The following is a 24650-nucleotide window of genomic DNA, read 5'->3' on the forward strand; positions in this document are numbered from 1 at the left end:
TGCTGCTGACCTCGCTGGCGCGCCGCGCCGAACTCGCGGGGTTTGCGCGTCAGCGCGAACTCAAACGCGCGATCCGCGACGCGCGCCGTCTCGACAAGACTCGCGACGCCATGTTCTCCGACGCCTTCTGCCTCGACACCGAGGCGATGCGCGCGACCGCCGCCGAACTGGAGCATATCGATACGGCCCTCGTCGCGTTGTGCGTCGAGCACGTGATGGCGCGCCATGCGCAACTCGCCGACGGATCGGCCGGCGCGACGCCCGCGCCCCGGGTCATGCGCGCGACCGCCACGACGCGACGCGCCCCGAAGCTCGCCAATCCTGACAGCAGCGCCGACGCCGCCGAACACCGCGACGCGGCCTGAAGATCACCGAAATACGCCGCTGCGGCACGCAACGCAGGCGGAAAAGCAGGCTCCGCCACGGTCCCGATGACCGGACGGACCCCGCTATATTCCGTGATATATTGCGCTGACGGTGCGCAGCGGCGTCCGAAGTGAAACCGAAGTCACCTTGACAGCACCCTGAGCGAACACGGACGCCGCGCCACGCGCCATGCCGTCGCGCGTTCCTAACCGGACAGAGGTCACCATGCACGCACCGCCGTTTCGCCTCGCCCGCACGCCGGGCACCGCGACGCCGGACGAGGCGCCGCATCTGCGCGCCTTCGCCCCTGCCGCCGACTGCTGCGGCCCTTCGCAGGACGAACTCGACCGTTCGCGCCGCCGCACGCGTCTCGCCGAACTCGACGCGCATCTGCACTGCTCGATCATCGGCACCTGTCTTTCGACGCATGAACTGCGCAAGCTCGTGCCGAAGTTCGCGCCGCTCGACGCGCGCCACGCGAGCGATCTGGAGATTCATCACACGGCGGTCGAACTGGCGATCCAGGGCGGCGCGGGCGGCAAGGCGCTGCAAAAGGCGCTCGACACGCGCTATGCGGGCGCGCTGCGGCGCTTTGCCGGCGCGCGCGACGCCGACGCGGTGCTCGCGCTCTGGAATGAGGCGCGCGCCAATGGCGACATTCCGCCCGCCTACTGGGCGCTGATGAGCCATCCGGCCACGACGATGGAGGTGCGTCAGGCCGCGTTCGGCGAATTGCACATGCTGTCGCATCTGGTGGGCGCGGCGAATCGCGCGGATCTGCGCCGCCTCGTCGCGCTCGAAGAGGACAACGCCGAGCTGCACGCGAAGATCGAACGCCAGCAGGCACGTCTGCACGAGATGAGCCGCGAGCGCGACGCCGCACGCGATGCGCTCGCCGAGCAGGCCTCGCGTGCGGCCGCTCAGCGCGTGGACCGCGATACCTCCGCGCTGCACGCGCAGAACGCCGCGTTGCAGGACGCGCTGGCCGCGCGCGACGCGCGCCTTGCGCTCGAAACGAGCCGCCGCGAAGCCGCCGAACAGCGCGCCAACGCCGATGAAATCGCGCTGCACGCGCTACGCACGCAACTGGACGACGCGCTCGCGCTGATCGATACGCTGCGCGCGGAAGCGCAGGCGCTCGAAGACGCCGCTCAACCCGACGACGACGGCGCAACCCGCGCCCTGCCGCGCGACGCGCTCAAGAACCGGCGCATTGTTTATGTGGGCGGACGGCCGGGATCGAATCACGCGCTGCGGCGCTGGGTCGCCGCGGCGGGCGGCGAATTGACGGTGCACGACGGCGGCATCGAGGACCGCAAGGGTTTGCTCGCGGCGGCGCTCGCGGGCGCGGATCTCGCGGTGTTTCCCGTCGACTGCATCGACCACGATTCGATGAACACGCTCAAGCGCGTGTGCGAACGGCATCAGGTGAGCTATCACCCGCTGCGCACGGCGAGTCTCGCGAGCTTCGTCGAACTCATGACGCGCCTGCATACGAACACGGTGCCGACGCTCACCGCGGTGCCGCTTTCGCGCTTCTGTCTGCGGCACGGTTGAGGCGTCTCGCTGACGCGCCGCAACGGCGCGCTCAGCCCCGCACTCAGCCCTTCACGAGCTTCTTGAGCGCGGCGATTTCGGGCGCGCAGGCAGCCGCCGCGCGCTCCTCGATGCCGCGATAAAGGCGGATGATTTCCTCGCCGACGGGCGTGAGCATGCTGCCGCCGCCGCTCTGGCCGCCATGCTCCGACACCGTGGCCGGCGATTCGAGCGCGCGGTTGAGTTCGTCCATGAGCAGCCACGCGCGCCGGTACGACATGTTCAGGCTGCGCGCCGCCGCCGAGATCGAACCATGCTCGCGCACCGCTTCGAGCAATTGCACCTTGCCCGGCCCCAGCGCGATGGTGTCTTCCTGCATCACGCGCATACGAAAACGCACGCGCGGCTCGCGGCGCACGCCGCTTTCGGCTGCGGGCGTTTCGGCTGGGGTTTGCGGCTTCGCTTTCGCTGTTTCGCTCGTCTTCACGGTCGCTGTCACGTTCGGTTGGGCAAGGGGCGAAGCGCCCGTCTGCTCGCGGTCTTTTGCGGGTCTGGTCATGCGCGCAAGCATACACGATGGCCTCGCGCGCGAGCCTCGCCGAATGGCTAGCGCGCGTGGCCGAAACAGAAGCCGAAGTCCTCGCAGCCGGGACAGCCCGGCGCGGGTCCCGGCACGCCGCCGGTGGCCAGCGCGAGTTCGCGCGCCAGCAGCTTTTTCCAGCGCAGGCCTTCGGTATTGCGCGCGACCACGGCGGGGAAAAAACGCGTGAGCATCTGCGTGACGTCGTCGCGCCCGCTCAGGCCGAGATCGCGCCACAGGTGGTCGGGACGCAGACACGCATGTGCGAGTATCGCGGCGAGGCAGCGTGCGTCCGCGCCATCGACATCGGGCGCGGCCAGGCCGAGCAGAAAGTCGCGCATCGCGGCGACGAACGACGCATGCGTGTCGTCGGTAATCGTGACGTTCGCGAGGATCGGCCGCAGCGCATCAGGCGCGCTATCGAGCGATCCCGCCACGAAATGCCGCATCGCGAGATCGGCGAATTCGGACGCCGATAAACCGAGCAGCGCGCATTCGCCGCGCACCGCGCGCGCCGCCACCAGTCGCGCGAACAGCCACGCGTCCGCCGTGGGCGCGCCGCCGGGCATGCCCGTCAAACGGTCGCGGCACGCGGCGGCCAGGCGCTCGACATCCGGCGCTGCGTTCGCCGCTTGATCACCCGCTTGATCCGCGGGTTGATCCGCGGGCCGGGGGTGCGCCGGATCGCCCGTTTCGCGCTGCGTCATGCTGAGGTGAAACCGCTGCGTTCAGTCGTCCACGCCGACGATCACGCTCGACGCCTTGAACAGCGCCGACGCCGCCTTGCCCGCCGCGAGACCGAGGCGGTCGACGCTCTCGTTCGTGACGATGGCCGCGATCTGCGCGCCGCCCGGCGCCGCGATCACGACTTCGGCGTTCACCGCGCCCTTCGTGACCGACGCCACGCTGCCCGCGATCACGTTGCGCGTGGACACCTTGCTCGGGTCGCCGTCGACCATCACGATCACCGACGAGGCCTTCACGAGCGCGAACGCGCTCTTGCCCGCCGCGAGACCCAGCGACGCCGCGCTGCCGTGCGTGATGATCGCGACGATCTCCAGACCGCCGTCGGCGCGCAGCGTGATCTCGTCGTTGACGGCGCCGGGCTTGACGGCGGCGATCTGACCGGTGAAGTGATTGCGGGCGCTCGTACGCATGATGGTCTCCATGTAAATACGCGCGCGGTGTTTGCTGCGGTCAACCGCGCGTGCGATGTAAAGGGGGAAATGAAGGAGCCCAGTGTAGTCGTCCCGATGCCGCGCGCACAGGGGTAATACTAAAAATTGGCCGTTCGGCCAGGTATATAAACGCAGCACTCCTGTCGTAATATAGGGACCTTTATAACGGAACGGGGTAGAACAGATGATCCGCAAGCTGATCGCATCGGTCGTGATGATGTCGGGCGTGCTCGCCGCAAGTTCGAGCGCATTCGCCGCCGATGACAACGACGTGAACGTGCTCTATGCAGGCTCGCTCGTGAACCTGATGGAGAAGAGCGTCGGTCCCGCGTTCGAAAAGGAAACCGGCCTGCATTTCAAGGGCTACGCCGCCGGTTCGAACAAGATCGCCAATGAGATCAAGGGCAAGCTGCGTCGCGGCGACGTGTTCATCAGCGCGAGCCCCAAGGTCAACGCGAGCCTGATGGGCGAAGCGAATGGCAATCACGTTTCGTGGTACGTGAATTTCGCCGAATCGCCGCTGCTGATCGGCTATAACCCGAAGAGCCGTTTCGCCAACGACTTCAAGACGAAGAAGTGGAGCGACGTGCTGCAGCAGGACGGCATCCGTCTGGGTCGCACCGATCCGAAGCTCGACCCGAAGGGCGCCTTCACCGTCGAACTCATGACGAAGGCCGCGCAGGCGTATAACCAGCCGGACCTCGTCGAGAAGACGCTGGGCGCGCCGGAAAATCCCGCGCAGGTGCTGCCGGAAGAAACGCTCGTGGGCCGTCTGCAATCGGGTCAGCTCGACGCGGGCTTCTTCTACTCCACCGAAACGTCCGACCTGAAGATTCCGTCGATCCACCCGGCGCCCGAACTGAAGATCAAGGCGAACTACACGCTCACGATCCTCAACGACGCCCCGAACAACGCGGGCGCCGCGCGCTTCGTCAACTTCCTGCTGTCGGCGGAAGGCCGCAAGCTGCTCGCCGAACATGGCGTCGACGTGACGAAGCCGAGCGTGAACGGCAACGGTCAGGCGATTCCGCCGTCGGTGCAAGCTGTGATCGACGCCGCGCAGCAGTGATCGCGCAGTCATGACTCAACCCGTGCAGCGCGCCGCGAGGCCGCTCTGGTGGCTCGGCGCGCTGCTCGCGGTGTATCTGTGCGCGCCGTTTCTCGCCAGCATTCCGCAGATCGGCCAGGCCGACTGGGCCGGCGTCGACTGGCATCAGACCTGGTCGGCGGTCGCCGTCTCGGCCGCGAGTGCGAGCGTCGCCTCGCTGGTGATTCTCGTGGGCGGCGTGCCGCTCGGTTACTGGCTCGCGCGTTCGCATGCGCGCGGTGTGGCGCTGCTCGGCTTCGTCGTGCAGTTGCCGCTCGCGTTGCCGCCGCTCACGAGCGGCGTGCTGCTGCTGTTCCTGATCGGTCCGTATAGCGGCATCGGCCAGTTGTTCAACGGCACGCTCACCGATTCGTTCACGGGCATCGTGCTCGCGGAAACCTTCGTGGCCGCGCCCTTTCTGATCGTCGCCGCGCGCTCCGCGTTCGCGGCCGTCGATCCCGTTTTCGACGACGTCGCGGCCACGCTCGGCCATCACGCCGCCAGCCGTTTCTTCCGCGTCACGCTGCCGATTGCGTGGCCCGCCATCCGCGCGGGGCTCGCGCTCGCGTGGCTGCGCGCGTTCGGCGAATTCGGCGCGACCGTGATGGTCGCGTATCACCCGTATTCGTTGCCCGTCTATACCTATGTGGTGTTCGGCGGTCAGGGCCTGCCCGCGATGATGCCGCTGCTGCTGCCCACGCTCGGCATCGCGATCGTCTGCGCGGTGCTGTCGGTCTACACGCGCGGCGCGCGCGCCACGCTGGCGGTGAGCACCGACAACGGCGACGAACTCACCGCCATCACGCCCGCCGCCGCGCCCGAACCCGCCGGCCTGCGGCTCGCTTTCGCCGCGCAACGCAAGCTGGGCGCGTTCACGCTCGACGTCGCCTGGCAGCCGCACACGCGGCGGCTCGCGATCATCGGGCCGTCGGGATCGGGCAAGTCGCTCGCGCTGCGCATCGTCGCGGGGCTGGAGCCGAACGACGCCGGGTCGGTCACGCTCGGCGCGACCGACCTCGGCGCGCTGCCGCCGGAGCGTCGTCAGATCGGCTACATGCCGCAGGACTACGGCCTCTTTCCCCACATGACGGTGGCGCAGCAACTCGCGTTTCCCGTCGACGCCGACGCCGCCAGCGCGCGTTACTGGCTCGCGCATCTGGGCCTCGACGCGCTCACGCAGCGTCTGCCGCGTCAGCTTTCCTTCGGCCAGCGTCAGCGCGTCGCGCTCGCGCGCGCGCTCACGCGGCACAGTCAGCTGCTGCTGTTCGACGAGCCGTTCGCGGCGCTCGACACGCCGCGCCGCCGCCGCTTGCAGCAGTCGCTGCGCGCGCTGCAACGCGAGATCGGCGCGGTCACGGTGATCGTCACGCACGATCCCGACGAAGCCGCCCTGCTCGCCGACGAAGTCCTCGTGATCGAACACGGCCGCGCGCTTCAGGCGGGCGCCGTGGACGCGGTGTTCGCGCGGCCCGCCAGCGTGCGCGTGGCCGAACTGCTCGGACTGCACAACATCGGCGAAGGGATCGTGCGGGCGTCGGGCGAGATCGAAACGACTTCGGGGCTGCGGTTGCGTTTCCGGGACAGCGCAGATGCGCCGCTCACAGCGGGCACGCGCGCGATGTGGCGCGTGTCGTCACGTGCGCTGCGCGCCGCGTCCGATGGCCGTTACGAAGGACGCGTTGCGGGGACGTCGCTGCGTCACGGGGATCGCTATGTGACAGTCGAACTGGGCGGCGAGACGTTCGACATCGCCGCCGACGACGCGCCGGATGCGGCACAGGCGCAGACGCTGCGTTTCGATATCGACGAGACGGGGGTTTCGGTGTGGGCTGTCGATGGGTCCTGAAAAGGCTCACCTTTGGCGTTGTGCTGGATGTGATCTGTTTTGTCGACTGATATAAAAGGCCCTGTTTTCAGGGCTTTTTCTTTTTGGACGCCGCTGAAATGCGGTTAGGAATGAGGGTCCTGAAAAGGCTCACCTTAACGGCGTTCATGCGCAATAGGGATCGTGATGCAGTTCGCCAGACACGTCCATCGACATCAGGAAAATTCGCATCGCTTAACCTGGGACTACCAGGAAAATCTCGCGAAACACGCTGGAAAATGCGTGTTTCCGCGCCTTTTGCCTATGGAAGCGACGGTCGAATCCGCTAGCACGTGCGGTGATGAACGAGCAGCTCGCTTACCTCACCAAGCACACCTGAATCTCGACTCGGCGCGCGACTCCCGTAAATCCTCACCTTGATCGATCAGCGTGCGTGCGCGCGTCGGATGAACGGACCGCATCGCTTCGAATCGCTTGACCTGGGAGTCCCAGGAAATTTTGTGCCTTGTTTCAGGTGCTAAACGAGTCATTTCCTGCCGTCTCGGGCGACGCAAGGTGAGCACCACATTCACACGCAACATCACCTGACGCCATCCACGTTGGACTGCGTAACGATTCCCCTCACTCCCGAAAACCCTCACCTTTCTCGCGCGGCCTTCAAATCACGAAGCGGCTGTCCTCGTCGAGCACGCGTGGCAGCGGCTGCAGATCCTTGCGCGCGAAACGCACCAGCGAGAACGCGCGCAGCCCCGCCGGACTCGCCGGAATATGCGCGAGCGGCACGACGATCTGCGCGCCCGGCGCGCCGCTGACACCGCCCGCCTCGGCCGCGCCCGGATCAAGCAGCACGTTCATCGGGCTCAACCGCAGTTGCCGCATCTCGACGTTCGCGTGCTGCGCCGGATGCGCGAGCACTTCGCAGATCACGCTCAACTGGTGCTCCAGCGCGTCGGTTTTGAGTCCCAGCGCCGCCAGCGCCTGCTCGTTCGCGACGATCAGCGCCTCCAGCCGCGCAAGCTCCGCAGCGTCCGCGACCGCCTGTTCGCCGACCATGCGATGCGTGCCCGCGCCGTGGTGCGTGAGCAATTGCAGGCGCGTGCGCAACAGCGCGCGCTCCTGTTCGAGCGCATCGCGGCGGGTTTCGTCGGCGCCGATCTGCGCGAGTCCTTCGAGCGCGATCTGCTCGACCACGCGCTGCACGATCAGCGCGCGCAGATCGGCTTCGGTCTCGCCGCAGACGCGCACCTGATGGTCGTCGAAGCTCAAGGTCGTCTGGGCGACGTCCGCGTGCACCTGATCGCCGTGTTGCGCGACGCCGAACGAGCGCCGCTCGCTCATCGCCATGCCCAGCACGGCGTAGGTTTCGTTGGCGAACGGATGGCTCTCGAACCACGCATGCAGTTCGGCCGAGCGGCTCAGCACGTGCGCGATCTCGTCGGGCGCGGCGAAAAACGCGTGGATATAGGGATCGGCGAGCCAGTTCGCGGCGCTCGCTTCATGCGCGGGCGGCAGGGTCCGCACCACGTCGCTCACATAGGTCAGCGATTGCGCGAGCGCGGGCGCCAGTCGCGCGCGCCAGTCGCGTGCGAGCTTGAGCGGCGGGCTCAGCTCGGTCAGACGGTCCGCGAGCGCGCGTGTCTGTTCGGTTTGCGGGTCGGGCCGCGCGGGCTTGCGCGGCCACAGTCGATCGAAAAAACCCATGAGACGGCTCCCGTAGCGCCGCGCCGGCCGGTGGTTTCGAGGTGCCGCCTGGCCGGCGCGCATCGTCGCGACTATACCGCGTCGGGCCTCGCGCTCCATGAAAGGCCGGCAGCGAAGCGTGTGCGCAACGCAAGTCTCCACTCCCGAAAACGCTCACCTTTGAATTTTCACCCAGACACTTGATGTTAAAAAATCCGCGAAGCAACTTGACGACATCAAGCTACAAAACGCAATTTCGCGTCGAGCCAGTGAAGAATAGCTCCCGCAAACACTCACCTTTACGGTTTGCGGATGGTTCGATTGGGTTTCGGCTGAATGGGTGAGTTCGGTGACTCGTTGATCTTCACGTTTCCTGGCACTCCCCAGGTCCGGCTCCCGAATGTCCTCACCATGGGCATCCTGTCGCGCGCAAACGTTTCCCGTATTCCCTCACCTTCGGATTCGCGGATAGTCGTGTCTTCGCTCCGAGAACGCGCTATCGAATCCCTGGCATGTCGAATCAATGCGCGAATCAATGCACAAATCAATGCGCGAACCGTTCGATGATTCATTGCGCACATCCTTGCGCGGACATCCAGGCGTCCGTGATCCGCGTTAGCACACCGTTGCCCCGCCCGAATCGCTGCTTCGGCCCGGCGCTTTTGCCGGGAATACGCTTTGCTCTGCGGCGCCGGCGCGTCTCAAACACACATCAGGACAAACCCGCGTTGCGTCCGCCCCGGTCGAGACGGAGCAAGCGGAAGCGCCCTGATGGCGGCTTTTAGAGTGATTCGTTCAATTGACAGCGGTCAATGTCATGATCCAATCTTCACCGCACAAATTATTACGAGACAGGGAGGCAGACACATGTTGGAGAGCATTGTCCGCTGCGTCGCGCTGGCCGCAGCCGCAACGCCGTTACTCGTCGCTTGTGGTGGAGGCAACGCCAGCGACCCCGCGCCGATCACGCCGGCGCAATGTTCGGGCTCGACCTGCACGAACCAGGGCGCGCCCACGAGCCAGCCTGCCGCCACGGCGCTCTGCCCCGCCGATGCCGACATCGCGAAGAACACCTATCTCGGCGGCACCGGCAGCGGCGAGGTCGTGAGCCTGAACATCGATCCGACGAAGATGACGTATTCGCTCACCTTCCTCGCGTCGCCGATTCCCGCGTCCGCGACCGGCCAGGTGGCCAACACCCGCACGGGCCTGACCATCACTGGCGCGGTCCAGCATCCGGCCACCGGCGCGCTGCCCACGGCCGCGCAGATCGCCTGCGCGTTCCAGCTTCAGCAGGGCACGGGCACGCTCAACGGCACCGCCTACACGACCAGCTACAACGCGAGCAATCCGCCCACGATTTACGTCGGCTTCGGCGTGGCGGGCGGCGGCGTGCCGGGCGCCACGGTGAGCTTCAGCGGCGACACGCTCGCCTCCCTGCTGTTCCCCTCGGTCCAATCGCGCACGTTCGACTTCTACCCGTTCATCGGCTTCTCGTCGGTCAGCACCAATATCGCCGACCTGAAGGGTTCGTATAACGCGCTGCTCTATCACATCCTGCCGTCGAACAACTTCGCGCCCGCGGCCGAAGTCACGCAGGAACAGTACGATGCGAGCGGCAATTGCAGCGTGCCGTCCGGCGCGACCAACACGACCTGCGCGACGGCCACGAGCCAGTGGACCGCCGACACCAACGGCAGCTATTTCGACAGCGCCAACGCGCCGCAGATCGAAACGCCGACCGTGATCGGCAACGCGATCCTCAGCTTGCTGTCGGGCGCGATCATCCATCGTGACGGCGCGACGGCGCACCTGATCATCGGCAAGCTCGGCAGTTCGATCGTGCCGATCGTCGTGCGCACCGGCTACGTGAACGAGAACCTGACCGACGCCCACGTGGACGACGAATCGGGCATTGCGATGATGGCGCCGGCCACCACGCTCGCCTCGGGCGCCTTCGACGGCAGCTATATCGGCGCCGATTCGAACTTCGCCTACACGGCCACGCTCATCAACGGTCAGACCGCCGGCTTCCTCAAGCCCTCGACGATGACGACGCAGAGCACCTTCACGCTCGATTACACGCAGACGCATCCGGGCCTGATCGGCGCAACCGACAACAACGGCAATGCAGGCAACGTGATCGCGGTGGGCGGCGTCTACGGCATCTTCCTGAACGGCGAGGAAAACGGCGGCGTGACGTCGACTTCGGCGAACAGCGCCACGCCCAATACGCCGTACTTCGGAGTGGGCGCACTGATCCAGCCGCAGTAAAAACGCTGGCGCGCATCCTCAAGCCTTTACTCAGGATGCCGAAATAGCAGAAAGAAAGCTCGAAAGGGGCGCAAGGACTGGGAGCCTGCGCCCCGCCAACAAGAATATTCCGGAGACGCGGTATGACATTGAAGCATTCCGTAAAGCACCTCGCGAAGCTCTCGGCGCTCGGCGCGCCGCTGCTGCTCACGCTGAGCGCCTGCGGCGGCGGCGGCAGCGGCAGCCCGCCGCTGGTCGAAACCGCCCTGTGCCCGACCTCGCTCGACTACAACACGGTCTACACGGGCGGCGGCGGCGACGGCGAACTGGTCAAGCTCCAGCTCGACACCACGAAGAAGACCTGGCAGATCACCTACGTCGAATCGCCGATTCCGGCCACCACCGGCACGGTCACGCCCACGCGCAAGGGCCAGGTGGTCTCGGGCACGATTACGCAGGAAACCGCGCTGCCCACGGCGAAGCTCAATCAGTGCGCATTCCAGCTCAACGGCGCGAGCCTCGATGCGAGCCGTCCGGCGCGCGTGTTCATCGGCTTCGGCGTGGCGGGCGGCACGATTCCCGGCGCGGAAATCCAGTTCGCGGGTTCGGGCGGCATCGGCGTGGTGCCGGACACGAAATTCCCGTACTACCCGTTCATCGGTTTTTCGACGCTCGAAACCAATATCGCCAACGTCGCGGGCACGTATAACCAGCTCGGCTATCACCAGGTGCCGTCGCAGAACTTCCTGCCCGCCGCCGTCGACGCGAAGATCACCATCAACGCCGACGGCACGTGGCAGGAGTGCGACAACAGCGGCGTGAACGCCGGCACCTGCCAGCAGCCGGGCACGAACCTCGTGCAGTCGAGCGACGGCAGCGGCGCGTTCGAAACCGACAACTTCCAGGGGCAGGTCAAGCCCACGCTCGTCACCGGCAAGAACGCGGCGAAGGGCTTCATGATCGTCGGCAAGCTGCGCAACCAGCTCGTGCCGGTGCTCGTGCGCACGGGCGTGGCGTATCCGCAGGTCGGCGTCGATCCGCAAAGCGGCGCCACCGGTCCGGTCGCCGACGACGAGTCGGGCATCTCGGTGCTCGCGCCGCAGACGGCCGTCGCGCAGGGTTCGCAGGACGGCGAGTACATCGGCGTGGACAGCCAGTTCGATTACCGCACGCTGGCGCTGTCGGGCACGCAGGGCACGCTGCTCGATCCGTTCAACGCATCGCAGGCGGCGCTGGCCACCGCGCTCGATCTGAACTTCACCGAAAGCGTGCCAGGTCTCTTGACCACCACGCACGTGAATGCGTCGACCGGCACCACGCCGACCGGCAAGATGATCTTCACGGGCGGCGTGTTCGGCTTCCTCGACCTGACGAATGCTTCGTCGCCGTACTTCACCGCGGGCGCGTTCGTGCAGTAATCCGCACGCCCGCCACGCGCATCGATCGATACATGACGATGCCGTGCCCATGAGGCAACCGCTCTCCGTGCGCGCCGCGCCGCCGGCAACGCGCACACGGGCCGCAAGGCGCGCGCAGGACCGGCCGTTCACGAGACGGCCGCCGCGCGCAGGCAGGTTTGCCCGAACCTGAGAGAAACAGGGAGGAACAACAATGATGAGACGTCTCGCGCTGGCGGCGATGGTCGCCGGCATGTCCACGGCTGCGCATGCCCAGCATGCGGGCGACAACGTGGCCGTACTCGGCTGGTTCCACGTCGCGCCCCAGCAATCGAGCACGCCGCTCACCACCACGGTCGCGCCCACGCCGATCAACACGCCGCTGCGTCTGCCGAACTCGTTCACCTCGCCGGGCACGAGCCTGACGACGAACAACGCGAACACCGTGGGCCTCGTCTTCAGTCACTTCCTGACCGATCACATCGCGGTCTCGACGGTGGCTGGCGTGCCGCCGAAATTCAAGCTCTACGGCCACGGCACCATCAAGCCGCCGGGACCGGCGGGCGCGCTCGGCAGCCAGAATCTCGACGATCCGGCCACCAATCCGATCGTGCAGAGCGTGCGGCAGTGGAGCCCGGCGGTGATCTTTCAGTACTACTTCCGCGACGCCGATGCGAAGTTCCGGCCGTTCGTCGGGATCGGCGTGTCGTACAACTGGTTCTCGGACATTCAGCTCAACCCGAACTTCGTGAAGGCGACCCAGGACAATCTGGGTTCGGTGCTCGCGGCGGGCGCGGGCAAGCCGGGGCAGACGCAGATCAGCGCGAAGGCGTCGTCGTCGTGGCAGCCGGTGTTCAATCTCGGCGCCGAATATCAGATCACGCAGCATCTCGGGCTGGTGGCATCGCTGACGTATATTCCGCTGAAGACCACGTCGTCCGTGATCATCAAGGCCGCCGACGGCACCGAACTCGGCGTGAGCCGCGCCGAACTCAAGGCCGACCCGATCATTTCGTTTCTCGCGGTCTCTTACAAGTTCTGACCGGCGCTTACGCATGCGCGCCGCGTTACGCGTGCATGCGCACACTTGCAGCAACATAAGGCGCACATGAGGACGATTTCGGCGGACATCGTCTCGCGCGAGCACGGCGGCTCGCGCTAAAATCGGCGCATGCCGAAAACGCCCACGACTCCCGCTCCCGATTCCGCGCCCGAGCGTCCCGACGACAGCGAGTACACCGTCGACGAACTCGCGCGCGTGACCGGCACCACGGTGCGCAACGTGCGCGCCTATCAGGACCGCGATCTGCTCATGCCGCCCGACAAGCGCGGCCGCGTGGGCATTTACAACGATTCGCACGTGGCGCGGCTCAAGCTCATCAATCACCTGCTCGCGCGCGGCTACACGCTTTCGAATATCCAGGACCTCATCAAGGCCATCGACGATGGCGGCGATCTGCGCTCGATCCTCGGCCTCGAAAACGCGATCGGCGGTCCGTGGTCGCATGCGCGGCCAAAAACCTATTCGCTGCCCGAACTGATCAAGCTGTTCGGCCCGCAGGCGCCCAGCAGCCTCACGCGGCTTGCCGATTTCGGCCTGCTCGAACGCAAGGGCCTGTCGTTCGTCGCGCGCAATCCGGCCATGCTCGACGCGGCTGCGGCCACGGTGCGCGAAGGCATTCCCGCGCGCGACCTGCTCGACGTGCTGGAGAAAGCGCGTCCGCATTTCGACGCCATCGCGCGCGTGCTGGTGGAAATGGTCGTGCGCCATCTCGACCGCTACGACGCCGGCGCGCTGCCGCCCGCCACCGACATGCCGGGGCTCGTCGAGGCGATCTGGCGGCTGCGTCCGCTCTCCTCGGTGTTCGTCGAGAACGAGATCCTGCGCGCGCTCGAAGCGCAGTCGAGCGAGTATCTGGGCGGCCGCGTGGCCACCATCCTCGACGCCAAACTCGGCCAGCGCGCGAGCGCCGATCCCCATGCCGATACGGATAGCGATGCCGATGCGCCGCCGGCCGCGAGTAAAAGCGCGTCGCGCACGGCAAAGAAACCTTCGCTCAAGTCCGCGCTGAAAAAGCGCTGATTTTCCCGCCGATCTGCCGCCGATCCGGCTTCTAACGCGCGCCGCAATTGCGCGCGTTTCAGCTTTCGCGCGACGCCTGAAAACGCGTCGAACGCGCTCCCGCGTTTTCGACCCCGTTTTTTCCTCTCCGGTTTTTCCCGCTCTCCAGCCTGCGAGCGCCGCACCTGATCGGGCTTAAACCCAAGCCAGGTGGGCGTTTGCACGCCGTCGCAGCGCTTGCGCCTTGTGTCCCGAATGCTCCCTCTAGTCCCTTGCGCGAACTCGCCGCGCGCACTATATTTACATCATCCAATGTAACAGTTAAAAATGAACCATAGGGAGACGCTCCGGATGAACGCATCCACCCGGTCTTTGGGCGAGCCGCTTGGCGTCGCCATCATCGGCACCGGTTTCGCGGGGCTCGGCATGGCGATCCGTCTGCTGCAGCGCGGCCACACCGATTTCGCCGTATTCGAGAAGGCCGGCTCCGTGGGCGGCACCTGGCGCGACAACCATTACCCCGGCTGCGCGTGCGACGTGCAATCGCACGTCTACTCGTTTTCGTTCGCGCCGAATCCGCGCTGGACGCGCATGTTCGCGCCCCAGCCCGAGATTCGCGCGTATCTGAACCGCTGCGTCGACAAGTTCCGTCTCTCGCCGTGGCTCAACTTCGACCACGAGCTGCAGAGCGCGCAATGGGACGACGCCGCGCATTGCTGGCGCCTCGCCTTCGCGAACGGCCGCCGCATCAGCGCGCGCGTGCTGGTTTCGGCGATGGGCGGTCTTTCGCGCGCCGCGCTGCCCGCGATTCCCGGCGTGGAAAGTTTCGCGGGCAAGGCCTTCCACTCGCAGCACTGGGACCACGCCTATGCGCTCGAAGGCAAGCGCGTCGCCGTGATCGGCACGGGCGCGAGCGCGATCCAGTTCGTGCCGCAAATCGCGCCGAAAGTGGCGAAGCTCGACCTGTTCCAGCGCACGCCGCCGTGGATCATGCCCAAGCCCGACCGCGCGCTCTCGCCGTTCGAGCAGTGGATGTTCCGCACGCTGCCGTTCACGCAGAAGATCATGCGCACGGGCCTGTACTGGCTGCTCGAATCGCGCGTGCTCGGCTTCGCGATCCATCCCTCGCTGATGAAGAACGTGCAGAAGATCGCGCTGCGCCACATCCGCCATCACGTGAAGGACCCGGCGTTGCGGGCGGCCGTCACGCCCGACTACACGATCGGCTGCAAGCGCGTGCTGATCTCGAACGACTACTATCCGGCGCTCACGCGCGAGAACGTCGACGTGGTGACGAACGACATCGCGCGCATCGACGCCACCGGCGTCATCACCGCCGACGGCCGGCATCGCGAAGTCGACTGCATCATCTACGGCACCGGTTTTCAGGTCGCCGATCCGTTTCCGCGCGGCGCGATCATCGGCCGCGACGGCGTGGATATCGTCGATACGTGGCGCAACGGCGCGCACGCGTATCTCGGCACCGCGCTGCCCGGCTATCCGAACTTCTTCATGCTGGTCGGCCCGAACACGGGACTCGGCCACAACTCGATGGTGTTCATGATCGAGTCGCAGATCGAGTACGTGCTCGGCGCGCTCGACGCCATGAAGAAGGACCGCGCCGATTCGATCGAGGTGCGCCCGAACGTTGAAGCGCGCTTCAACGAGCGCATTCAGCAGAAGCTCGATCGCGCGATCTGGTCGGTGGGCGGCTGCAAGAGCTGGTATCTCGATCCGCGCAACGGCAAGAACACCACGCTCTGGCCGGGCTTCACGTGGCGCTTTCGCCAGGCCACCGCGAGCTTTTCGATCGGCGAATATCAGGTGTTCCGCAAAACCCATCATCAGGATGCCGAACTACCGTTGAGCGTCGCGGCGCGCACGACACACACGACCGAGGCCGCCTGAGCGGCCCAACAGGGAGAGGGAGCACTGACATGAAACACTTCGACAACAAGGTCGCCGCCATCACGGGCGCAGGCTCGGGCATGGGCCGCTCGCTCGCGGTGCAGCTCGCGGGCGCGGGCTGCCATCTCGCGCTCGCCGACAAGAACACCGTCGGTCTCGCCGAAACCGAGCGCATCGTGCGCGCGCTCGCACCGACCGTACGCGTGACGACGCGCGTGCTCGACGTGGGCAAGCGCGACGCGATGTTCGCGTGGGCCGACGAAACCGCCGCCGCGCACGGCCGCGTGAACCTCGTGTTCAACAACGCGGGCGTGGCGCTCTCCAGCACCATCGACGGCATGTCCTACGACGATCTCGAATGGATCGTGAACATCAACTTCTGGGGCGTCGTGCACGGCACGAAAGCGTTTCTGCCGTATCTGAAGGCGTCGGGCGACGGCCATATCGTCAATACGTCGAGCGTGTTCGGCCTGTTCGCGCAGCCGGGCATGAGCGGCTACAACGCCACCAAGTTCGCGGTGCGCGGCTTCACCGAATCGCTGCGCCAGGAACTCGACATGATGAAGTGCGGCGTCTCGGCCACCTGCGTGCATCCGGGCGGCATCCGCACCAACATCGCCCAGGCGAGCCGCGTGGCGTCGAACATGGTCGGCTTCATGGTCGCGAGCGAGCAGCAGGGCAAGGACGAATTCGAGAAGTTCTTCATCACCACCGCCGACGACGCCGCGCGCACGATCCTCACCGGCGTGCGCCGCAACGCGCGCCGCGTGCTGATCGGGCGCGACGCGCGCGCCGCCGACTGGCTCGCGCGCGTGCTGCCGTCCGCGTACCAGGCGCTCGTCGTGATGAGCGCGCGCCGCGAAGCCGCCAAGGCGAACCGCCGCGCCCGACGCGCCGCGCGCGAAGCCGCGCTCAACGGCGGTGCAAGAAACAACAACGCAGGCAATAATCAGGGAGAAACAGCATGATCATGCCGGTCCGACGCGATATCCGCTTCGCGCTACCGCCCGAACGGGCTTGCGACTGGCACGTCGAAGGCGTGCCGGTCACTCACTTCTTCAACGCGCTGTCGCTGCTTTTTCCGGCGGGCGAGCGCTTTTTCATGGACTCCGTGCGCCACTATCGCGACCGTATCGACGACCCCGACCTCAAGAAGCAGGTGATGGGTTTCATCGGCCAGGAAGCCATGCACACGCGCGAGCACGTCGAGTACAACGACCTGCTGCAAGCGGCGGGACTGCCCGCGCACAAGCTCGACAAGCGGCTGTGGGCAATCCTCAACTTCGCGCGCAAGGTGCTGCCGCCTTCGCTGCAACTCGCGCAGACGGTCGCGCTCGAACACTACACGGCCATGCTCGCGGATCTGCTGCTAGCGGAAACCGGTTCGCGCATCGAAGGCTCGGTCGAAGGCTACAAGCAGATGTGGCTCTGGCACGCGCTCGAGGAAACCGAGCACAAGTCGGTCTCGTACGACGTGTGGAATACCGTCATCAAGCCCGGCCCGAAGCGCTATCTGATGCGCACCGGCACGATGCTCGCGACCACCGTGCTGTTCTGGCTCATCGTGTTCGACTATCACCTCGCGCTGATGCGCCGCCACACGCGCCGCATCGGCAAATTCAGCGGCTGGTGGAAGCTGTTCAAGTTTCTCTACGGTCCGCGTCACGGCGTGTTCCCGAGCATCGCGATGGAATGGCTGCGCTTCTTCAAGCCCGGTTTTCATCCGTGGGATCACAACAACCGCCAGCATCTCGAACGCATCGACGGCCTGATCTCGCAGATCGACGCCACCAACGCGCAGTACGCCTCGCAGGCCGCGCCGCGCCGCGTGCCGCTGCATCCGGCGGGCTCGCCGCGCGCGGCCTGACGCATCATGGCCGCGATCGAAACCTTCGAAGTCGATGCAGGCGACGTGCGGCTCGCGGTCTATGCGAGCGGCCCGCGCGACGCGCCGCCGCTCGTGCTCGTGCACGGCTATCCCGATTCGGCGCGCGTGTGGGAGGCGTTGCGGCGCGAACTGGACGCGCGCTATCGCGTGATCGCGTACGACGTGCGCGGCATGGGCGCGTCGAGCGCGCCATCGAATCGCGCCGGTTATCGGCTCGAACGGCTCGCGCACGATCTGATGACGGTCGCCGATGCAACGTGCGGCGCGCGGCCGTTTCATCTCGTCGCGCACGACTGGGGCTCGATCCAGAGCTGGGAAGCCGTCACCGATCCGGCCAACGCGGCGCGCATCGCGTCCTATACGTCGATTTCGGGTCCCTGCCTCGATCACGTCTTTCGCGCGCCGACGAACTTTCGCCAGACGCTCAAGTCCTGGTACATCGCGTTTTTTCATCTGCCGCTGGTGCCGCAGCTCGTCTGGCGGCTCGGCGGCGCGGCGCTCTGGCCGTGGTGGCTGCGCAAGACCGAAGGCGTACGCGCCGAACGCGATCCGCAGCAACTGCGCAACTGCCTGAACGGCCTCCAGCTGTATCGCGCGAATTTCATCGCCTGCGCGCGGCGACCGCGCGAGCGGCGCACGCAGGTGCCCGTGCAGTTCATCGTGCCGCGCTTCGACCGCTATGTGACGCCCGCGATGTCCGAGCACGTCGCGCAATGGCTCGGGCGTTACCGGCGCGAGATCATCGACGCGCCGCATTGGACCGTGGTGCGTGACGCGCCGCTGATCGCCGCGCGCGTGCATCGCTTCATCGCGTGGGCGCGCAACGAGGCGTCGCCGCCCGTGCAGACGGAGGCTTCGCAGACGAGCGACGCCCGCGCGAGCGTGTTGCCTGAGAGAACCTGAGCAGCGTCGTCACCGCGCGCATCGCCACGCAGCCACGCGCGGTCATTACAACATCGAGACACACCCCTTCGGAGAGGTCCGCCGGTGAACGCCATCGCCCTGCCCCTTGCAACCGGAATCGCCGTGATCGTGGCCGCGTGCGCCGCACTCGCGCTCTATACGCGGCGCGCCACGCGCCGCATCGAAACCGCCGTGCCGATGGACGGCCGTCACATCGAGATCGACGGCGAGCGTCTGCATTACGTCGAATTCGGCGACCCTGGCGGTCAGCCCGTCGTGTTCGTGCACGGTCTGTGCGGCCAGTTGCGCAACTTCGCGTATCTGCCGCTGGAGGCGCTCGCGCGCGACCATCGCGTGATCCTGCTCGACCGGCCCGGCTCCGGCTACTCGACGCGCGCGCCGAACGGCCCGGCGAATATTCGCGCGCAGGCCGATAGCGTCGCGCACTTCATCGCCGCGCTCGGTCTCGAACAGACCGTGCTCGTGGGCCATTCGCTCGGCGGCGCGCTCGCGTTGTCCGTCGCGCTCGATCATCCGGAAGCGGTGGCGCGTCTCGCGCTGATCGCGCCGCTCACGCACGTGCAGACCGAGGTGCCGAAGGCGTTTCGTCCGCTCGTGCTGCGCTCGAATGCGGTGCGCCGCTTCGTGTCGCGCACGTTCGCGACGCCGTTCGGCCTCGCCACGAGCGCGAGCACGTTGCGCGCGGTGTTCGCGCCCGAAGCGGTGCCGCGCGACTTCCGCACGCGCGGCGGCGCGCTGCTGAGCCTGCGTCCGCAGGGCTTCGTGAACGGTTCGCGCGATCTCGTCGCCATCGAGGACGCCGACGATCTCGACCGGATGACGCGACGTTATGCGCAGCTGGGCGTGCCCGTCGACGTGCTGTTCGGCCGCGACGACATCGTGCTCGATTGGACGCGTCACGGCGAAGCGCTGCGCCGCGCATCGCCGCGCGTGTCGCTCAAGGTCGTGAACGGCGGCCACATGCTGCCCGTGACCGCGCCGTCGACCACGTACGACTGGCTGCGCAGCGCGATCGCGGGCACGGCGCACGCGAGCGCCGAACGCACGATCGCCGTCGATCAGCATGACGAACGCGAGCTGCCGCTCGACGCGCCCATGCACGGACGTCCGGCGATCTGAACGGCGCGCGGCCACGCGCCGCTAGAGTGACTGCTCGGTACTGATGCAAGCGTTTTGCGAGGCGTCGTTGTTATCGTAAGGGCGGCCGTGTCGATCAGCACGCGCGCGGCCCCCAAAACAAAGACAGACTGGAGACGACCATGGCAGCCCAACTGCAATCGCAGACGGCGGCGCCAGGCGCGCAGCATGCTGCGCCCGACACCGACGGCATCTGGTACGCGTCCTATCCCGCCGGCGTTCCGCCCGAGATCGACGTTATGCAATACGAAACAATTTCGCAGTACTTCGACGAATGCGTCGCGCAGTTCAGCGAACGCGTGGCCTACGTGAGCGTGGGCGCATCGCTGACTTATGGCGCACTCGCACGCAAGGCCGAAGCGTTCGCGGCGTGGCTGCAAGGCTTGGGCATCGCGCCCGGCGAGCGCGTCGCGATCATGCTGCCGAATACGTTTCAGTATCCCGTCGCGCTGTTCGGCGCGCTCAAGGCGGGCGCGGTGGTCGTCAACGTCAATCCGCTCTATACGCCGCGCGAACTCGCGCATCAGTTGAAGGACAGCGGCGCGCGCGCGATCGTGGTGTTCGAGAACTTCGCGAAGACGCTCGAAGAGGCGCTGCCCGGCACGCGCATCGAGCACATCGCGGTGACGGGGCTCGGCGATCTGCTCGCGGACGGACTCAATCTCAAGGGTCGTCTGCTGAACTTCGTGCTGCGCCGCGTGAAGAAGATGGTGCCGAACTACACGCTGCCGAACGCGGTGCGTCTGCGCGCGGCGCTCGACATCGGCGCGCGGCGCACGCTCGCGAACGCGCTGCGCACGAGCGGCGACCTCGCCTTTCTGCAGTACACCGGCGGCACGACCGGCGTGGCGAAAGGCGCGATGCTCACGCATCGCAACATTCTCGCCAACGTGCTGCAGGCGAAGGCGTGGTCGGCGTCGCAACTCAGCGGCGAAGTCGAAACGGTACTCACGCCGTTGCCGCTCTATCACATCTATTCGCTCACGGTGAATGCGCTGATCTTTCTCGGGCTCGGCGGGCGCAATATCCTGATCGCGAACCCGCGCGACACGAAGCGCATGATGATGATCCTGCGCCGCGAGACCTTCACCGGCATCACGGCGATCAACACGCTCTATAACGCGCTGCTCGACAGCGAGGAATTCCGCCGCCGCGACTTCTCCGCGCTCAAGCTCGCGATGGCGGGCGGCATGGCCACGCAGAAAGCCGTCGCCGACCGCTTCAAGGCCGTGACCGGGCAGCCGATCGTCGAAGGCTACGGGCTCACGGAATGCTCGCCGATCGTCGCGACCAATCCCGTCGATCTGCAGAACATGCGCGATTTCGAAGGCTCGATCGGCTTGCCCGTGCCGTCGACGCAAGTGCGTTTTCGCCGCGAGGACGGCACGTGGGCCAACATCGGCGAACCCGGCGAACTGTGCGTGAAAGGCCCGCAGGTGATGCTCGGCTACTGGAATCGTCCCGACGAGACCGCGCAGGTGCTCGACGCCGACGGCTGGCTCGCGACCGGCGATATCGGCGTGATGGACGCGCAGGGTTTCATCAAGCTCATCGACCGCAAGAAGGACATGATCATCGTGTCGGGTTTCAACGTGTATCCGAGCGAGATCGAGGACGTGGTGGCGATGCATCCGGACGTGCGCGAAGTGGCCGCCATCGGCGTGCCCGATCCCGTGCAGGGCGAGCGCGTGAAGGTGTTCGTGGTCGCGCGCGATGCGTCGCTCACGGCCGAGGCGGTGATCGCGCATTGCCGCCGTCAGCTCACCGGTTACAAGGTGCCGCGCCTCGTGGAGTTTCGCGAGGCGCTGCCGCAAACCAACGTCGGCAAGATCCTGCGCCGCGCGCTGCGCGACGAGGAAATCGCCAGGCAACGCGCGGCGTAGATCGCGCGGGCTTCACCGGCTTTTATCGAGCAGGCCAACATAAACAGGGAGACGCATCATGAACACCGCTTCAACGCTTGCTTCAACGTTTTCGTCGCTGCCTCGCCAGCCTCGTGTGCTGTTAAAGGCGATCGCGTGCGCCGCGCTCGCGCTCGCGTGCGCCGGCGCGTTCGCGCAGGACGACAACGCGGCCAGCGAACCCACCAGCGCCACCGCGCCATCTGCCGCCGAAGTGAGCAAGCTTTCCGTCGATCAGCAGGTGCGCTGGCTGCAGAAGGCGCAAAAGAGCGGCGCGCTCGTGAAGATGGACGACGCGCAGCTCACCGCGCTGTTCCAGGCGCTCGATCCGCTCGTGGTGCCCACGGTCATCAAGCTCGGGCCGTCGGGTTATCCGTCGTACGAGTTCACGCTGTCGCGCTGGGAGCGCCTGAACGGCAAGTGGCCCGGCAAGCCCGCGCACATGCTCGTGAAACTCGATCACGACCCGCTGCGCATCTACGCGAAGTGGCTGCCCGACGGCGAGCATTCGGGCGAGGAAGTGATCTACGACGCTTCGAAGAAGTCCGATGAAATGTACGGCCACCTGGGCGGCCTGCTTGGCGTGATGCCGATGTGGACCGCGCTCGACGGCACGCTCGCGCGCTCGCAGTCGAATCACAAGATCACCGATCTCGGGACCGAGTTCATCGTCAGCCAGTTCATGACCGACGCGAAGAAGTACGTGGAAGTGGGCGCGCCGTACAAGCCCGAGGTCGAGGTGAAGACGATGAACGGCGTGCGCGTGGTCGCGCTCACCTATACGTCGCCGAGCGGCAAACCGCAGTTTTACGCGAAGAAGCAGACGCTGGGGCTCGATCTGCGTCATCCGTATTTCCGCACCGTGGAAGCGTACGGCGACGACGGCCAGATCTTCGAGAAGATCGTGATCGACAGCATCACGCCGAAGAGTTTCGATGCCGAAGCGTTCGATCCGAAGAATCCCGATTACAAGTTCTAGTTCGCGCGTGCGTCGCGATCAAGGTGAGGGTTTTCGGGAGAGTGGACGGGGTGAAGCGCGGATTGCATCGCGCGCTCACCGGAAAATACGGCCCCTGACTCCTGGAATTCCTCACCTTTTGCGTTTTTGAAGCGCGCGGCCGACCGTTTCGGGTCATTCCAGGTGATTCTGAGTGCTTCGGGTGATACATCGGCGTACCAGGCGACTCACCTTGATCGTCGATCGCCTGGAATTCCTCACCTTCGCGCCGTTTTCGCACGCTGCGGTGAACAGGAGATGCGCGCCGCGTCTCACCCTCGCCTCACCCTCGACGCGCATCTCCTGGAACGTCTCACCGATACTTCTGCAACTCCGGATCCGTGATCGGTTGCTCGGGCAGATTGAGCAGGCCCGGCAGCGCGCTCAGCTTCGGCACGCCATCATAGTCGGCCCAGCGGCCGCCCGAACCTTGATAGATGATCGACGGCGTGCCCTGAAAACCGAGGTCCTGGAACAACTGCATATTGCTGTCGAGCTGCGCTTTCGCCGCGGCGGGAATGGTCGCGAGCGGCGCGATGCCGCCCGATTCGTCCTTCTCGTTGTAGTGCGTTTCGAGCACCTTCAGGAGTGCCGCAGGGTTTTTCGCCTGCAGCAGCGCGGCCGCCTTGCCCGGCGAATCGGGCTTCAGGAAGCCCATCGGAATCCAGTGCACCTGCAGGCCTGCCGCTTCATACGGTTGCAGCGCCTTCCACACCAGGTGACAGAAAATACAGTTCGGGTCCATGAAGACGTAAAGCGTCGACTTGACGTTCGCGCCGCTCGCGCCTTCGACGATCGCGCTTGCGCTCTGGAATCGCGCGGCTGCCGCTGCGGGCAGCCAGGCGGTCGCGGGGTCATCCGCGGCCATGGTGGGTGCCGCCGCGCCGAATGCGCTCGCGGCGATCAGGATGCTGATCCACTTCTTCATTATTCACCTCGGGTTTCGTGCCGCGCGCGCCGAATGCAGGCGCGTTGCCCGCGCGCGGAGCCCGTATCTTATGGCGCGGACGTGGCCCGCCCCTGACGCGAACCTGGCAGGAATGTCAGGCGGCGCGTGCGGCGATTCGATCTCAGGCGATCGGGATCGGCGAAAGGTGAGAGTTTGCGGGAGGTGAGTGGACTTGCCAGGAAACGCGACGAACCTGGGGATCCTCAGTGCCTGAAGCGAGCCTGGCGCGTTCACGACGCCCCAGGCTCGCGCGTCGCTTCAGAACTTGAACCGCAACTGAAAACCGATCGTAAACGGCAGATCGTCGGAAGGAATCGGCGGGATGACGATGAAGTTCACGCCCACGCGCTTGTACGCGACCATCACGATCGGCGCGGCGACCGGCCCAATGGTGTGATTGCGCCCGAGGCCCCAGTTGCCGTAGTTGTAGCCGGAGATGATGCCGCCCATCGCCGCGAGCCGCACGAAGCCCCAATGCAGGAATTCGGGCGCCCAGACCGCGCCGCCGTACCACGACGGCCGACGCAGCGAGTTGCGGAAACCGCCCGCCGTGACGGCCCAGGTATCGCTCGGCCAGCATTCGATGCCGAGGCCCGGATTGAACTGCTCGAAGTCTTTGTCGGGATGGATGTGATACGAGCCGACCATGGCGTCGACCCAGAGGCCAGCGCCGCACCAGTCGGCCGCGTGCGCGCTGCTTGCCGCGCCAAATGTGCCGAACACGGCGCCGAATGCGAACAGCAGCCACGCCGCGACCTGCCGTCGAAACGGCCTGGTGCGCTTACGCGCATTGGTTGCTGTGATGCCGCTCGTCCCTGTGATGCCATTGCGCGCTTGCCAAAACCGCATGGATTCTCCGTCCTCGCTCGCGGCGGATCGCATGGTCCGCGCGCTCGCTGTCTTGTTCTTCGATGGCGACTGCAAACTGTACCGCAAGGCGCTGCGCACGCCTATCGCATCTATCGAGCACACGCTCGGATCG

20 protein-coding genes and 1 pseudogene are annotated in these 24650 nt (G+C 66.2%); 15 read left to right on the forward strand and 6 right to left on the reverse strand.

From position 1 onward, the window contains the following. Positions 1-365, forward strand: a pseudogene (locus G3N97_RS12105) (hypothetical protein); the annotation flags it as partial. Positions 366-591: 226 nt separating this feature from the next. Further along, the gene (locus G3N97_RS12110) at positions 592-1923 is read left to right on the forward strand and encodes a DUF2325 domain-containing protein (protein ID WP_205993422.1); all 1332 of its coding nucleotides are present in this window, start codon (positions 592-594) and stop codon (positions 1921-1923) included. 43 nt (positions 1924-1966) lie between these two features. Here G3N97_RS12110 and G3N97_RS12115 read toward each other — a convergent pair whose 3' ends face one another. From G3N97_RS12115 to G3N97_RS12125, 3 genes are read right to left on the reverse strand one after another with little or no spacing between them, the layout of a single operon-like run. Next, complete coding sequence (locus G3N97_RS12115; RefSeq protein ID WP_346778058.1) at positions 1967-2461, reverse strand: LysR family transcriptional regulator; 495 nt, start codon at positions 2459-2461, stop codon at positions 1967-1969. A gap of 47 nt (positions 2462-2508) precedes the next feature. Then, positions 2509-3189, reverse strand: coding sequence for a nitrogen fixation protein NifQ (locus G3N97_RS12120; RefSeq protein ID WP_241030541.1), 681 nt, complete (start codon positions 3187-3189; stop codon positions 2509-2511). 21 nt (positions 3190-3210) lie between these two features. After that, a complete protein-coding gene (locus G3N97_RS12125) occupies positions 3211-3639 on the reverse strand; it encodes a TOBE domain-containing protein (protein ID WP_205993423.1) in 429 nt (142 codons plus the stop codon). Between the two features lie 205 nt (positions 3640-3844). Here G3N97_RS12125 and G3N97_RS12130 point away from each other — a divergent pair, with 205 nt between their 5' ends. Both G3N97_RS12130 and G3N97_RS12135 read left to right on the forward strand, forming a co-directional pair. After that, positions 3845-4729 (forward strand): extracellular solute-binding protein, encoded by an 885-nt coding sequence (locus tag G3N97_RS12130; protein WP_176079706.1) that lies wholly within the window; start codon positions 3845-3847, stop codon positions 4727-4729. A gap of 10 nt (positions 4730-4739) precedes the next feature. Then, positions 4740-6593: an ATP-binding cassette domain-containing protein gene (locus tag G3N97_RS12135; RefSeq protein WP_205993424.1), complete on the forward strand. Its 1854-nt coding sequence runs from the start codon at positions 4740-4742 to the stop codon at positions 6591-6593. 636 nt (positions 6594-7229) lie between these two features. Here the strand turns inward: G3N97_RS12135 and G3N97_RS12140 are convergent. Next, positions 7230-8273 carry a hypothetical protein gene (locus G3N97_RS12140; protein WP_205993425.1) on the reverse strand — a complete coding sequence of 348 codons (1044 nt, stop codon included), beginning with the start codon at positions 8271-8273 and terminating at the stop codon, positions 7230-7232. Between the two features lie 846 nt (positions 8274-9119). Between G3N97_RS12140 and G3N97_RS12145 the strand changes: the two genes are divergently transcribed. The 11 genes from G3N97_RS12145 to G3N97_RS12195 all read left to right on the forward strand — a co-directional run bounded on the left by G3N97_RS12145 (position 9120) and on the right by G3N97_RS12195 (position 22701). Next, positions 9120-10526 (forward strand): DUF2957 domain-containing protein, encoded by a 1407-nt coding sequence (locus G3N97_RS12145; protein ID WP_205993426.1) that lies wholly within the window; start codon positions 9120-9122, stop codon positions 10524-10526. A 122-nt stretch (positions 10527-10648) separates the two neighbouring features. Then, the gene (locus G3N97_RS12150; protein ID WP_205993427.1) at positions 10649-11923 is read left to right on the forward strand and encodes a DUF2957 domain-containing protein; all 1275 of its coding nucleotides are present in this window, start codon (positions 10649-10651) and stop codon (positions 11921-11923) included. A gap of 196 nt (positions 11924-12119) precedes the next feature. Further along, positions 12120-12944, forward strand: coding sequence for an OmpW family protein (locus G3N97_RS12155; protein ID WP_205993452.1), 825 nt, complete (start codon positions 12120-12122; stop codon positions 12942-12944). Positions 12945-13073: 129 nt separating this feature from the next. Beyond that, positions 13074-13985: a MerR family transcriptional regulator gene (locus tag G3N97_RS12160; protein WP_205993428.1), complete on the forward strand. Its 912-nt coding sequence runs from the start codon at positions 13074-13076 to the stop codon at positions 13983-13985. A 330-nt stretch (positions 13986-14315) separates the two neighbouring features. Next, a complete protein-coding gene (locus tag G3N97_RS12165) occupies positions 14316-15872 on the forward strand; it encodes an NAD(P)/FAD-dependent oxidoreductase (protein WP_241030542.1) in 1557 nt (518 codons plus the stop codon). Between the two features lie 29 nt (positions 15873-15901). Next, the gene (locus G3N97_RS12170) at positions 15902-16840 is read left to right on the forward strand and encodes an SDR family NAD(P)-dependent oxidoreductase (RefSeq protein WP_205993430.1); all 939 of its coding nucleotides are present in this window, start codon (positions 15902-15904) and stop codon (positions 16838-16840) included. Continuing rightward, positions 16837-17739: a metal-dependent hydrolase gene (locus G3N97_RS12175; RefSeq protein ID WP_205993431.1), complete on the forward strand. Its 903-nt coding sequence runs from the start codon at positions 16837-16839 to the stop codon at positions 17737-17739. Before G3N97_RS12170 ends, G3N97_RS12175 begins: the two co-directional genes overlap by 4 nt. 6 nt (positions 17740-17745) lie before the next feature. Then, a complete protein-coding gene (locus G3N97_RS12180; protein ID WP_205993432.1) occupies positions 17746-18663 on the forward strand; it encodes an alpha/beta fold hydrolase in 918 nt (305 codons plus the stop codon). A gap of 84 nt (positions 18664-18747) precedes the next feature. Next, entirely contained in the window at positions 18748-19803 is a 1056-nt protein-coding gene (locus tag G3N97_RS12185; protein WP_346778059.1) for an alpha/beta fold hydrolase, read from the forward strand. Positions 19804-19943: 140 nt separating this feature from the next. Next, positions 19944-21704, forward strand: a complete 1761-nt coding sequence (locus tag G3N97_RS12190) for an AMP-binding protein (RefSeq protein WP_205993433.1) — start codon at positions 19944-19946, stop codon at positions 21702-21704. 58 nt (positions 21705-21762) lie between these two features. Next, the gene (locus G3N97_RS12195) at positions 21763-22701 is read left to right on the forward strand and encodes a DUF1571 domain-containing protein (RefSeq protein ID WP_205993434.1); all 939 of its coding nucleotides are present in this window, start codon (positions 21763-21765) and stop codon (positions 22699-22701) included. Positions 22702-23032: 331 nt separating this feature from the next. On the opposite strand, the gene dsbG is transcribed toward G3N97_RS12195, so the two are convergent. Then, the gene (dsbG, locus tag G3N97_RS12200) at positions 23033-23647 is read right to left on the reverse strand and encodes a thiol:disulfide interchange protein DsbG (protein ID WP_205993435.1); all 615 of its coding nucleotides are present in this window, start codon (positions 23645-23647) and stop codon (positions 23033-23035) included. 279 nt (positions 23648-23926) lie between these two features. After that, positions 23927-24517, reverse strand: a complete 591-nt coding sequence (locus tag G3N97_RS12205) for a hypothetical protein (RefSeq protein WP_241030543.1) — start codon at positions 24515-24517, stop codon at positions 23927-23929. Positions 24518-24650 lie beyond the last annotated feature (133 nt).

The sequence above is a fragment of the Paraburkholderia sp. Ac-20347 genome (assembly GCF_017104805.1).
GTDB lineage: Bacteria > Pseudomonadota > Gammaproteobacteria > Burkholderiales > Burkholderiaceae > Paraburkholderia > Paraburkholderia tropica.

What these genes read in the sequence shown, in the direction of transcription:
- G3N97_RS12110 (WP_205993422.1), top strand. Translation starts at nt 592, where the DNA reads ATGCACGCACCGCCGTTTCGCCTCGCCCGCACGCCGGGCACCGCGACG.
- G3N97_RS12115 (WP_346778058.1), bottom strand. Translation starts at nt 2,461, where the DNA reads ATGACCAGACCCGCAAAAGACCGCGAGCAGACGGGCGCTTCGCCCCTT.
- G3N97_RS12120 (WP_241030541.1), bottom strand. Translation starts at nt 3,189, where the DNA reads ATGACGCAGCGCGAAACGGGCGATCCGGCGCACCCCCGGCCCGCGGAT.
- G3N97_RS12125 (WP_205993423.1), bottom strand. Translation starts at nt 3,639, where the DNA reads ATGCGTACGAGCGCCCGCAATCACTTCACCGGTCAGATCGCCGCCGTC.
- G3N97_RS12130 (WP_176079706.1), top strand. Translation starts at nt 3,845, where the DNA reads ATGATCCGCAAGCTGATCGCATCGGTCGTGATGATGTCGGGCGTGCTC.
- G3N97_RS12135 (WP_205993424.1), top strand. Translation starts at nt 4,740, where the DNA reads ATGACTCAACCCGTGCAGCGCGCCGCGAGGCCGCTCTGGTGGCTCGGC.
- G3N97_RS12140 (WP_205993425.1), bottom strand. Translation starts at nt 8,273, where the DNA reads ATGGGTTTTTTCGATCGACTGTGGCCGCGCAAGCCCGCGCGGCCCGAC.
- G3N97_RS12145 (WP_205993426.1), top strand. Translation starts at nt 9,120, where the DNA reads ATGTTGGAGAGCATTGTCCGCTGCGTCGCGCTGGCCGCAGCCGCAACG.
- G3N97_RS12150 (WP_205993427.1), top strand. Translation starts at nt 10,649, where the DNA reads ATGACATTGAAGCATTCCGTAAAGCACCTCGCGAAGCTCTCGGCGCTC.
- G3N97_RS12155 (WP_205993452.1), top strand. Translation starts at nt 12,120, where the DNA reads ATGAGACGTCTCGCGCTGGCGGCGATGGTCGCCGGCATGTCCACGGCT.
- G3N97_RS12160 (WP_205993428.1), top strand. Translation starts at nt 13,074, where the DNA reads ATGCCGAAAACGCCCACGACTCCCGCTCCCGATTCCGCGCCCGAGCGT.
- G3N97_RS12165 (WP_241030542.1), top strand. Translation starts at nt 14,316, where the DNA reads ATGAACGCATCCACCCGGTCTTTGGGCGAGCCGCTTGGCGTCGCCATC.
- G3N97_RS12170 (WP_205993430.1), top strand. Translation starts at nt 15,902, where the DNA reads ATGAAACACTTCGACAACAAGGTCGCCGCCATCACGGGCGCAGGCTCG.
- G3N97_RS12175 (WP_205993431.1), top strand. Translation starts at nt 16,837, where the DNA reads ATGATCATGCCGGTCCGACGCGATATCCGCTTCGCGCTACCGCCCGAA.
- G3N97_RS12180 (WP_205993432.1), top strand. Translation starts at nt 17,746, where the DNA reads ATGGCCGCGATCGAAACCTTCGAAGTCGATGCAGGCGACGTGCGGCTC.
- G3N97_RS12190 (WP_205993433.1), top strand. Translation starts at nt 19,944, where the DNA reads ATGGCAGCCCAACTGCAATCGCAGACGGCGGCGCCAGGCGCGCAGCAT.
- G3N97_RS12195 (WP_205993434.1), top strand. Translation starts at nt 21,763, where the DNA reads ATGAACACCGCTTCAACGCTTGCTTCAACGTTTTCGTCGCTGCCTCGC.
- dsbG (WP_205993435.1), bottom strand. Translation starts at nt 23,647, where the DNA reads ATGAAGAAGTGGATCAGCATCCTGATCGCCGCGAGCGCATTCGGCGCG.
- G3N97_RS12205 (WP_241030543.1), bottom strand. Translation starts at nt 24,517, where the DNA reads ATGCGGTTTTGGCAAGCGCGCAATGGCATCACAGGGACGAGCGGCATC.